This is a genomic window from Morganella morganii H1r, from assembly GCF_000633515.1.
Lineage (GTDB): Bacteria > Pseudomonadota > Gammaproteobacteria > Enterobacterales > Enterobacteriaceae > Morganella > Morganella morganii_B.
Genome location: NZ_AYMP01000015.1, coordinates 114,715 through 125,425, shown reverse-complemented (window position 1 = coordinate 125,425; position 10,711 = coordinate 114,715). Strand labels below are relative to the sequence as shown.

At 48.1% G+C, this 10,711-nt stretch carries 10 protein-coding genes and 2 pseudogenes; 4 read left to right on the top strand and 8 right to left on the bottom strand.

Annotated elements, in window-relative coordinates; all coding sequences use genetic code 11:
• A pseudogene (locus tag U868_RS0109350) lies at positions 1–1,450 on the top strand (hypothetical protein); the annotation flags it as partial.
• Here the strand turns inward: U868_RS0109350 and U868_RS0109345 are convergent.
• The 4 genes and pseudogenes from U868_RS0109345 to U868_RS26160 form a co-directional block, all read right to left on the bottom strand.
• Entirely contained in the window at positions 1,451–1,675 is a 225-nt protein-coding gene (locus tag U868_RS0109345) for a DNA polymerase III subunit theta (protein ID WP_025153054.1), read from the bottom strand.
• A gap of 416 nt (positions 1,676–2,091) precedes the next feature.
• Positions 2,092–2,916, bottom strand: a complete 825-nt coding sequence (locus tag U868_RS25935) for an SGNH hydrolase domain-containing protein (RefSeq protein ID WP_240182702.1) — start codon at positions 2,914–2,916, stop codon at positions 2,092–2,094.
• A gap of 168 nt (positions 2,917–3,084) precedes the next feature.
• Positions 3,085–4,065: pseudogene (locus U868_RS25930) on the bottom strand (acyltransferase family protein); the annotation flags it as partial.
• Positions 4,066–4,165: 100 nt separating this feature from the next.
• Positions 4,166–4,288, bottom strand: coding sequence for a hypothetical protein (locus U868_RS26160; protein WP_275886619.1), 123 nt, complete (start codon positions 4,286–4,288; stop codon positions 4,166–4,168).
• 521 nt (positions 4,289–4,809) lie between these two features.
• Here U868_RS26160 and mdlC point away from each other — a divergent pair.
• Together mdlC and U868_RS0109315 are read left to right on the top strand one after the other, a co-directional pair.
• Complete coding sequence (gene mdlC / locus U868_RS0109325) at positions 4,810–6,441, top strand: benzoylformate decarboxylase (protein WP_036411674.1); 1,632 nt, start codon at positions 4,810–4,812, stop codon at positions 6,439–6,441.
• Positions 6,442–6,621: 180 nt separating this feature from the next.
• Complete coding sequence (locus tag U868_RS0109315; protein WP_025153051.1) at positions 6,622–7,038, top strand: DUF454 family protein; 417 nt, start codon at positions 6,622–6,624, stop codon at positions 7,036–7,038.
• On the opposite strand, the gene U868_RS0109310 is transcribed toward U868_RS0109315, so the two are convergent.
• The 3 genes from U868_RS0109310 to U868_RS0109300 are packed head-to-tail and all read right to left on the bottom strand — an operon-like array spanning position 7,035 to position 9,232.
• On the bottom strand, positions 7,035–7,712 hold the full coding sequence (locus tag U868_RS0109310; RefSeq protein WP_025153050.1) for a M15 family metallopeptidase: 678 nt from the start codon (positions 7,710–7,712) through the stop codon (positions 7,035–7,037). The genes U868_RS0109315 and U868_RS0109310 overlap by 4 nt on opposite strands.
• Positions 7,709–8,839, bottom strand: coding sequence for a succinyl-diaminopimelate desuccinylase (gene dapE / locus U868_RS0109305; protein ID WP_025153049.1), 1,131 nt, complete (start codon positions 8,837–8,839; stop codon positions 7,709–7,711). Before dapE ends, U868_RS0109310 begins: the two co-directional genes overlap by 4 nt.
• A gap of 15 nt (positions 8,840–8,854) precedes the next feature.
• Positions 8,855–9,232, bottom strand: coding sequence for an ArsC family reductase (locus U868_RS0109300; RefSeq protein WP_025153048.1), 378 nt, complete (start codon positions 9,230–9,232; stop codon positions 8,855–8,857).
• 162 nt (positions 9,233–9,394) lie between these two features.
• Between U868_RS0109300 and U868_RS0109295 the strand changes: the two genes are divergently transcribed.
• Positions 9,395–9,952 carry a hypothetical protein gene (locus U868_RS0109295; protein WP_025153047.1) on the top strand — a complete coding sequence of 186 codons (558 nt, stop codon included), beginning with the start codon at positions 9,395–9,397 and terminating at the stop codon, positions 9,950–9,952.
• Between the two features lie 29 nt (positions 9,953–9,981).
• On the opposite strand, the gene U868_RS0109290 is transcribed toward U868_RS0109295, so the two are convergent.
• A complete protein-coding gene (locus U868_RS0109290) occupies positions 9,982–10,611 on the bottom strand; it encodes a LuxR C-terminal-related transcriptional regulator (RefSeq protein WP_024473280.1) in 630 nt (209 codons plus the stop codon).
• Positions 10,612–10,711: the final 100 nt, after the last annotated feature.

Sequence of the window (10,711 nt, the reverse complement as noted above, 5' to 3'; positions counted from 1 at the left end):
CTTCCAGCAGGGTGCAGAGATAACAAAACGCAATGAAATTCTGCGTGATGAAACTACCGGTGAATATTACCGCTGGGATGGTGATTTGCCAAAGACGGTTCAGGTCGGGTCAGCGCCTGAGTCTGCTGGCGGTGTTGGCATGGGGGCGTGGATTGGTGTTGGTGATGCGGCATTAAGGTCTGATTTGATAAGCGGTGACGGTAGTTTGGTTGGCGTTGGTGGTGATACCTTAAAGTCATTTTTTGATAGGGAAGATTGGCGGCGCTTTAACAGTGTTCGCGGGTATGGTGTATCAGGTGATGATTTAACACCGGTAAATGACTACATATCAACGGCAGATGATCCTGTTTTGTTTACTGCCCCGGCTGGGGTATTTACAGGTAATTTTACATGGAAATCAGGGTTCGGTCTGATCGGGTCGGGTAGTCAGTCAACTATCGTTAATGTTCCTTCTGGTCAGTCAGGCATTGTGATGTCATCTCAGATCGTTCGTGGTGGCGAAATATCAAAAATGACCATTGCCACAGAATCGCCAACAGCCGGACGTGGTATTGATGGTAACACTTGGGGAATGGTTAATTGCCGGTTATCTGACCTGTATCTGAATAAATTCGATATTGGTTATAAGGCCGGCGCTTCTGATTTTTCATGCTCGTTTGATAACGTGCGTGCCAACGAATGCAGGATCAGTTTTGATTTAACCGGTAATGGTGGTCTCATTCAGAATGTATTCAATAACTGTTACTCGTCCGCACCATCAGAATTGGGGCTTAATATTGCCGGTGTTAAGGGTGCGGTGTTTAACTGCTATAACTCAGGGTCAACGGGGGCGCGTCACGTATTAATAGGGCTTGGGTCAAAGGGCGTAATTTTTAACTCCCCTAATTTTGAACAGGATGCCGGTTATCTCGGTGTAAACCAGGCGGCAGTGACGGTACTGTCCAGCTCGGAGGTAATATTAAATTCTCCGAATTTCGCATCACCAGTGGGCGCTGTGGGTAGCACTAACACCTATCTTGTCAGAGTTCAGGATTCTGCTGTTGTGCATATTAATATGCCAACAGTAATCGGAGAGGGAGCAAACATAAGGCATTTATATGTTGCCGGTAATGCTGTTGTTTATCTTAACGACCCGCTTGGCGCGTTCACGAAAATAGATATCTTCGGCAATGGCAAGGTAATCAGGACACACAAAATAAGTAATGCACCAGATTATATCGGCAAACACCTGGCGGTAAAAAGCGGGGATATCATTAATTTTGGCTTTGCTCCGAAACATATTGTTGCAGTTCCTGATTTTAGCGCTGTCGCAGTGCCGAATCCTTTTGTCCGTTCAGTGCATTTTGACACATACGGTAGTTTAACCGCCGTTGCGAGGATAGTTAATACTACAACCGGAGCAACGGATACAGCAGGGTCACTAAATATATTTGTTCAGGCTTGGCGTTAATCACTCCTTCTCATACTCAAACCCGCGAGGAAACCTTTTCCCGATCTCCCTGTAGTGCTCCAGTCTCTCTTTAAAGTACGGGCGTAAATGCTCGGGCTGCTGGTTTTCTGTTTCGTACAGGTCATACTGCAGTCCGAGCCTTTCTTTGTACGCGATACCGGCTGCGGCTAAATCGGCATTGATTTTATCTTTCTCGTCTTGGGTGAGGTTGGCGATATTGTGCATGTTGGTTTCGGAGTGGTGGGTGATGATGGGAGTATAGCAGGGGGATTGTGGTGATGAGATAAAAGAAAATGCGCTCCTGTTGTTAGGTCAAAACGGAGCGCTAACACATTGAAGTATAATGACTGGAAAGTTGTATAATGTGGCGCAATGTTGTGCTTTTTTTGCACGAAAAAATACATAACCAACTGAATTAAAACAATTATATTAATTTTACTCTGCTAACCAATGCATTGTTGTTACCTTTTTTGTCTGTAATTATCAATTAATTAAAATCAATAAGTTATTATCATTCAAAATGAATTCAAAACCATCACAGCAGGTTATCACACCTGCCATGCGCTGAATAACATTTCCTGATGACCTCTTCCCGGTGGCACACCATGACATTTCGGTGATACCGTTATTGTCGCTTTCTGTTATTTAAACGGGTTCGGGTATTTATTTAAATACCAGGTTCCGAAAATAACGGATGCGTAGTCGGTTAAATGTCCGACATCACGGTAAACCGGAATACCGTCAATATCGGTCAGGCAACGCCCGTTATTGCATTGAACATCTTTGGGATCAATGATCGTCAGAGACGGGTATTCATTCTTTAGTTTTACAAATAACCGGCTGAACCATTCCTGCTCATCACCATTAAATTGTCCGGCGCCACAGTGATTACTGCGGTAATCACGGCGTAATTTTACATTCTGATAAAAACAGGTCATAAAATTATGCGGCATCGGATTAATGGTTTTGATAATAACCGGTTTGGCACCGGAGGTTACAATAATATCCAGCGCTTCACGTAATGCTTTTTCTGTACGTGACCGGGATTCCTCTGTTGATCGGGTATCACCTGCCTGATTGATGACATGATCACCGGCATAGTTATTCCAGACCTCACCAATAATGACATAATCATAATGTCCTGTTCTGACATCATTGTAATACTGCTGAGTATCATCATAACAGCGTTGGTACACGGCATTTTTATAATTCCACCAGTCATAAAGATAGATGCCCGGCAGTGTCAGGCAGGATGATGTCGCTTGTGCCCTGATATCCATACCGGCATCTTTTCCGATGACATCCATAAAGCCCCAAAAATGGTTAGCATGAGAATCGCCAAATAAAAAGGCTTTTTTATCCGCCCCTTTTTTCCCTATATGGCAGATACCGTCGGCTGCCGCATTATCATTACTGAGGCATAACGGACGATTGTCGTAATGATGCTCTTTCAGTACGTTTTCCATTTTCAGATACGCATCTCCGAGCCTGAAACTGAATCCGTCATGTTTTACAGTAATTTTACTTAATGTTAGTGTGATGATGACAGGAATAATAAATAAAATCAAAAAGGTATATGTAAAGCGCAGCTGAGATTTCCTGAATCTTTTCTCAATGCAGACATAAGATAAATAAGAGAAAATAAGCGTAATAAACATCGCGGCCAGTTTCTCTGTATTGCTATCGAAATAACCGGTGTACCGTGCAGCAGCAAAAACAGGCCAATGCCATAAATAAAGTGAGTATGATATAGCACCAATAAATACAACAATATTGATTGACAGTATTCTGCTGATAATCGTTTTGTGTTGCCCTGTATAAATGATAACCGCGGCACAGGCACAAACAGCAACAGTATAAAAATTAGGATAACCCGGTAATACCGTATCACAGCTGGAGATTAATATTAATACGACAAAAGCAATAACTGACAATATATTACAGACTGATTTTTTATTATTTGTTTTTTCAGGAATATAAGCAATGGTCACACCGAACATAAACTCAAAAATACGGGATGAAAATAAATAATAACTTTTATCCGGATAATTATCTGACAAAAACAGTGACAGAATGATGGTCAGTATCGTCAGTAAGGAAATCGCCCGCACGATACTGAAATGATAGCGGCGGCATAATGTATGCAATAAAAACAGCGCAGGCGGCATCAGAAGATACCATTGCCATTCAATTGCCAGTGACCAGGTATGTAAGAGCGGAAGGTAGACGGAATCCTGAGTGGCATAACTTGTTGTTACCCGTGAAAAATACTGATTTGATAAAAACAATGAGGTATATTTCTCACTGTTCATGACATCAATATAGTCATCCGGTAAATAAAATATTGATGTTATCACCAGAACGAATAACATTACCAATAACAGAGCAGGTTGCAGCCGCCAGAGACGACGTCTGTAAAAATCCGGAAATGAAAAGTTCCTGTCAATAAGTTGTTGTTTTATTATTGATGAGATTAAGAATCCCGAGATGACAAAAAATATATCAACACCAATAAACCCGGATGGGATCAGATTGTCATAGCTGTGGAATATAACAACAAAGAGAACAGCGATTGCTCTCAGCCCGTCGATATCTGATCTGTATTTAATTGACATAGTTAATCAGTTATTTATATTAATTCCGCAAAGTATATCACAGGTATATGACAGCCTCTATGAACAAAAGAAGCCGGTAATGCGCGGATGCATGGCCGGATTAAAAACCGATGCCCGTACCTATTCCCGCAGACACGCCTTCTGAGCCTCCGGATGCACCGATGCCCACCCCGGCACAACCTGACAGCAGAATAACAGCAATAAAGCAGACTATTTTCAGCATATGGCCTCTGTACATAAACTGTTGCAATCGTCCGGATAGTATACCGAAAACAAAAAAAAAGCTCTCTGCATCCGCTGAGAGCCGAAAAAAAACAAAATAACCAATTGGTACCACGCGGCAGACAATAACAGCGCTGAGTTAAACGATACTGTAACGGATTCACAAACCGTCAGCATGTTATCGCTTTGTTGACTCGCAACCGGCTCCGTCAGGTGTATTATTCTGCTTTTTTATGATGCTGTTATCTGGTCTTACCTCTATATCTCTGCTTTATATCAGAAATAACGATTCTGCCGGTCTGATAACCCGCAACAGTGGCTCAGCGTGGCGGTTTGATCTTTATTTTCCGCTGTAATAGAGTCTGGGATAGTTTAATTTTCCGGTTTCGGATCCTTATTTTCTCTGCTGCTTGTCATTGTTATTTCAGGAAAAATTGTTGTCATTCAGATAAGTCAGTCTGTATGCCTTTTCATCCGCCGGTATGTTCAGTATCAGCGGAATAATGATTTTACGGGAGCATTATGATGGGAAAAACAATCCGTCAGGTTACATTTGAATTACTCCGGCAACTGAATATCACGACTGTCTTTGGTAATCCCGGTTCAACAGAAGAAACCTTTCTGAAAAATTTTCCGGCAGATTTCCGTTATATTCAGACATTGCATGAGTCGTCTGCGGTAGCCGCCGCAGATGGCTATGCGCAATCCACCCGTCATGTCGCACTGGTTAATGTGCATACGTCCGCCGGGCTGAGTAACGCGATGAGTAATATTCTGACCGCGTATATGAACCGCACGCCGCTGATTATTACCGCCGGTAACCAGACCCGTGACATGCTGCTGATGGAGCCGTGGCTGACCAATATTAAGTCGGAAACACTGCCGGAACCGTGGGTTAAATGGAGCTATCAGCCGGTGCGGGCGGAAGATGTCCCGGCGGCCTTTATGCGGGCGTATGCGATGGCGCTGCAACCCCCGGCGGGCCCGGTATTTTTATCGATCCCGCTGGATGACTGGGACAAACCGGCTGAAACGGATACAGCGGTTGTCCGTACGGTATCTCACCGTATCAGTGCTGATCCGGTGCGGATACGGGAATTCGCACAGGTATTGTCGCAGGCGAAAAATCCGGTGCTGATCTACGGCGCATCTCTTGCCCGGGGTGAGGGCTGGGAAGCGGGGATCCGGCTGGCGGAAAAACTGAATATCCCCGTGTTTTCGGCACCGGCTTCCGAGCGTCCGCCGTTCCCGGAATCACATCCGCTGTATGCAGGCGGCCTGCCGTTTGCCATGAAACCGCTCTCGGATAAGCTCGCAGGGTACGATGTGGCGCTGATCATCGGTGCGCCGGTTTTCCGCTATTACCCGTATGTGGCCGGTGACTATATCCCGTCCGGATTGCGGCTGTTGCATATCACGGATGATCCGCAGGAAGCGGGACGGGCGCCGGTCGGGGATAGTCTGCTGAGTGATGCGGTACTGGCGGTTGAGCAGTTAACGGATCTGGTGACTGCGCACCCGGTGCGGGCAGCCGCCGTCAGCAGACAGCCGCACGGCATGGCACCACATCCTGCTGCGGCGGAAGCGGCATCTGACGGGGCTCTGAGTGCCTCACAGCTGTTCCGGGCAGTCAGAAGCGCCATGCCGGAAGAGACGATTCTGACCGAGGAATCCCCCTCTAATCTCGCAGAACTGCATGCCGCCTGGCCGGTGGATAAACCGGACTCATTCTACACCTTTGCCAGCGGGTCACTCGGCTGGACGTTACCGGCCAGTGCGGGGATTGCCCTCGGTGAACGGGACAGCGGGCGTAACCGTCCTGTAGCGGCGATTATCGGTGACGGCTCCATGCAGTATTCTGTACAGGGATTATGGACTGCCGCACAGCATCAGTTACCGATCCTGTTTGTCATTCCGGAAAACAGGCAGTACGGTATTCTGAAATCTTTCGCGGTACTGGAAGACACGCCGGGGGTGCCGGGCCTGGATATTCCGGGGCTGGATATTGCGGCTCTTGCCACCGGTTACGGTTGTACAGCGGTCCGGGCAGAAACTGAAGCTGAGGTGATTGCGGCCTGCAAAGCCGCATTACAGCGTAAGGGGCCTACCGTGCTTGTTGTGCCGATCCGGCCTTCAGTGCCGCCGCTGATGTGATATCTGTATCAATCATTTGATTCGCTGACAGTCACCTGCTGCCGGCAGCCTGAGCGGCGCTCTGTGCGGAACAGAGCGCCGTTTTTTTGCCGGATCATCATTAATGGTCACAAGCCGGTTGAATAAGATGTTACGCAACGATAACATTGAGTTGCATTCTCATTACCGGAGGCTCAGGACGTGAAGCCGTTCACCCGTATACTGCTGCTGTTATCAGGCTGGATTGCCGTCATCCTGGCAACGCTGGGGGTCGTGCTGCCGGTTTTGCCGACAACGCCGTTCCTGCTGCTGGCGGCGTGGTGTTTCTCCCGTTCATCCCCCCGGTTCCATCACTGGCTTCTGTACCGTTCCTGGTTCGGCGGCTACATCCGTCACTGGCAGACGCACAAAGGCCTGCCGCGCAAAGCAAAACGGCGGGCAGTCATCGTGATCCTGCTGACGTTCGCGGTATCGCTCTGGCTGGTGAAACTGATTTATATCCGGCTGTTACTGCTGTGTATTCTGGTCTGGCTGCTGATCTATATGCTGCGTCTGCCGGAAACAGATGACATGACGCCGGAGAATACCCCGGCGCCGGAGGAGAAATCACCGGATTAATGGCTTTCCGGTAATGTGATATATTGCTGATAAACTGCGTCAAGATTACCCAGTAACCATGTTTTACCGGCGATATCCTGTGTTTTCAGTACTCTTTCAAGAATTTCAGGGGTGTAAAGCTGCTCCGCCTCATAAGAGAGCGGCCAGTAGCTGATATGCCACGGTTCATAAGCCACACCGCCGGTCTGGCGCTGTGTGAACGGCAGATAAAAATCAAACTGTGCCATATTGTCCGCCAGCCAGGCGGAAAGGGCGGCAAAATAGCCGCCTTCCTCATACTCCCGGGGCTCAAGCTGAAGGGAGGTGTCAGCAGGCAGGCGGAACGGATCGTAATAATCAACCTCTGTTCCCCAGTGGTGACGGCTGGCACCCGGAATGGCAGACCAGCGCAGGATCGCCTGACAGCGCTCCGCTTCTGACAGCGCTGAGACATCCAGCGGGCGGTTTTCGGCATCATTGACGGTGCGGATCCCGGCAAATTTTTCATTCCAGATAATCTGCTGACGGGAAAAATCCCGGAAGGAGCTGGCGGGCATCAGTTTAAACCCGGCGGTTGCCGCCGCTTTCTGCATGGCGAGAAACGCTTTGGTGGCATTAAATTGCAGGTGATGATTACCGGCAAAATTAATGACATGATCACGGGTCTGCCCGGTCAGCATTTCAAAGGTCATCATAGCAGGATCTGCTCCATAATCCGTTGATAGATACGGCTGAGCTGTTGTAAGTCAGCAGCGCTGACGCATTCATTTACTTTGTGAATGGTGGCGTTGACGGGACCCAGCTCCACAACCTGTGTGCCCATCCGCGCAATAAAGCGTCCGTCGGAGGTTCCGCCGCTGGTGGAGAGTTCCGGTGTCAGATTGCAGTACTGACCGATGGCACGGCAGACCGCACTGGTCAGCGGGCCTTCCGGGGTCAGGAACGGGTGGCCGGACAATGACCAGTGAATGGTATGTTTCAGCTGATGTTTTTCCAGCAGCGCAGCGATACGGGCTTCCAGCGATTCTGCGGTGGATTCGGTGCTGAAGCGGAAATTGAACTGAATAAACAGATCACCCGGAATGATATTATTGCTGCCGGTTCCGGCGCGGATATTGGCTATCTGCATGCTGGTCGGCGGGAAGAACTGATTGCCGCTGTCCCAGTGCTCTGCCACCAGCTCCTGTATAAACGGCGCGGCGCGGTGAACCGGATTATCGGCCAGATGCGGATAGGCGACATGACCCTGGGTGCCGTGAATGGTCAGGTTTGCGGTAACAGAACCCCGGCGGCCGTTTTTAATCATATCCCCTAATTGTGACTGGCTTGACGGCTCACCGACCAGGCAATATTCCACCTTTTCATGGCGCGCCATCAGCGTTTCCACCACTTTCACTGTGCCGTTAACGGCTGATGCTTCCTCATCTGAGGTGATAAGAAAGGCAAGGCGTCCCGGATAGTCCGGATAGCGTTCAGTGAAACGTTCGGCAGCAACAATCATGGCCGCCAGCGAACCTTTCATATCGGCAGCACCGCGCCCGTACAGCATACCGTCAACCAGTGCCGGTTCAAACGGCGGTGTACGCCAGTGGCTGAGGTCACCCGGGGGTACCACATCGGTGTGACCGGCAAAGGCCAGCGTTGTGCCGCTGCCGCCCCGGTATGCCCAGAAATTCTGTGTGTCGCCGGACGGCATGTGTTCGACGGTAAACCCGGCGGCAATCAGGCGTTCAGCCATCAGTGCCTGGCAGCCTTTATCATCCGGGCTGACCGATTCCCGGCTGATAAGCTGTTTTGCCAGTTCTGTTACAGGACAATGCATGGTGTTTCCTTTATCTCAGGCAGGAAGGCTGAAAAATTGCTGATAATCATCAGCTTTAAAACCAAGGTGATAGCGACCATCTGCGGAGATCAGCACCGGGCGTTTGATCAGTGCCGGTTTCTCTGACATCAGGCGGATGGCGGACTGCGCATCAGTCACCGCATCCTGTTCTGTTTTATCCAGCTGACGCCAGGTGGTGCCGCGTTTATTGAGCAGCAGTGTCCAGTCAATATGACGGGCAAATTCACTGAGCAGTTCAGTATCCGCGCCGTCCTGCCGGTAATCATGAAACTCATAGGCTATCTGATGCGCATCCAGCCAGGCACGGGCTTTTTTCATCGTGTCGCAGTTTTTGATCCCGAAAATCCGGCTGACGGAGGTTGTATTTTTCATTTTTTATCCTTTGTCGTGAACACGAAAAATAGCATAATGCGGGAATTTGATGCAGTTATCCAGAATCTTACGTGCAGAGAGTATTCGATAAATGCAAAAAAGTGGGGTAGCATTACGCCATAACCATGACAAAAACATCCGGAAGATGTTGAGACAGGATCGATGAAAGAGTACTTAGCCGGAAGCACGCTGTTATTTGCCAGCTTTACCCTCGCGGGACAAACGGACGTGTATCTGAATGAACTTCAGCTCAAATTTACCGAAAACAGCGAACTGTGCCTGGATGAACATAAATGGCCGCAGTTCAGCTCAAGTCAGTCAGAGCCATGGATGATTTCACGGCTGAATGCGCTGGCTTCCGTTGGTTTTATCAGTGCCACGATTGAATCGTCCGGTGTGGAATATCAGCTGACGGACAAAGGAAAAGACGCCTGGCAGACGCATGAGGATTTTTGTTACGGCGCACTGCGTATCAGTAAAATCAAGGCGATAGAGCCGCAGGGCAACGGTATCAGCACCGTGTACTTTTACTATGGTGTAACCGGCATGCCGGACTGGGCACACGATAAAAACATCCGCTACGCCTACAGTGAGGTCGATACTATTCTCCGGGGGATGAATAAAGAGGTTATCCAGGTGGATGTCCGTGAAAAACCGGACGGTACACTGGAGCTGCTCAATTACCCGACGCCGGCGAGTATCGACGAAGAAAGTGAGTAACCCCGGAACCGCCATCCCGGGGATCCCCCTCAGCGGGGCAGCCGGTATTTCAGATAGAGCAGGCTGGCCGCGAGCCGTGTGGAGACATTCAGTTTTTTCAGTATATTGCGGATATGAACTTTCACTGTCTCTTCTGAAATAAACAGCGCCCGTGCAATTTCCTTATTTTTCATCCCGCAGGCCAGTTCCTTGAGAACATCCGCTTCCCGTTGTGTCAGGTAGCTGACCGGATCGTGATAGTGTTCACGTTCCTGCAAAATTTTATAGATAGCCTCACTGAAAATTTTTTTCCCTTTAAAGGCATTTTTAATCTGACTTAATAAATAATCAACATCGCAATTCTTTAATAAATAACCATCAGCCCCGGCATCAATAGCAGCATATATATCATTCCGTTCCCGCGATTGTGAAAATACCAGAATGTAGCTGGAAATTTTCTTATGACGTAATTTTTTAATAAAATCAATACCGGAAAACGCACGGACATTAATGTCTAATATAATCATTCTGGGGGTATGCTGATGGATATGGCTGAACAGGCCATTATTGTCAGTAAATTCCGGCATGATGGTTAACGCATAATCCGGCTGTAAAAGCATTTTAAAACCATAACGTAACAACGGATGGTCATCAATAACCATAATAGTGTGATGAGGCATAGAGTTCTCCCTTGCCGGGTGTACGGTATGAGATAATATTAATTAAAACGATTTAATTGATATATTAATTATTGAAATGCAAAATATACCATAATCGCCA

Coding starts and splice junctions, on each gene's coding strand:
- U868_RS0109345 (WP_025153054.1), bottom strand. CDS start 1,675: ATGCACAATATCGCCAACCTCACCCAAGACGAGAAAGATAAAATCAAT.
- U868_RS25935 (WP_240182702.1), bottom strand. CDS start 2,916: ATGGAAAACGTACTGAAAGAGCATCATTACGACAATCGTCCGTTATGC.
- U868_RS26160 (WP_275886619.1), bottom strand. CDS start 4,288: ATGCTGAAAATAGTCTGCTTTATTGCTGTTATTCTGCTGTCAGGTTGT.
- mdlC (WP_036411674.1), top strand. CDS start 4,810: ATGATGGGAAAAACAATCCGTCAGGTTACATTTGAATTACTCCGGCAA.
- U868_RS0109310 (WP_025153050.1), bottom strand. CDS start 7,712: ATGATGACCTTTGAAATGCTGACCGGGCAGACCCGTGATCATGTCATT.
- dapE (WP_025153049.1), bottom strand. CDS start 8,839: ATGCATTGTCCTGTAACAGAACTGGCAAAACAGCTTATCAGCCGGGAA.
- U868_RS0109300 (WP_025153048.1), bottom strand. CDS start 9,232: ATGAAAAATACAACCTCCGTCAGCCGGATTTTCGGGATCAAAAACTGC.
- U868_RS0109295 (WP_025153047.1), top strand. CDS start 9,395: ATGAAAGAGTACTTAGCCGGAAGCACGCTGTTATTTGCCAGCTTTACC.
- U868_RS0109290 (WP_024473280.1), bottom strand. CDS start 10,611: ATGCCTCATCACACTATTATGGTTATTGATGACCATCCGTTGTTACGT.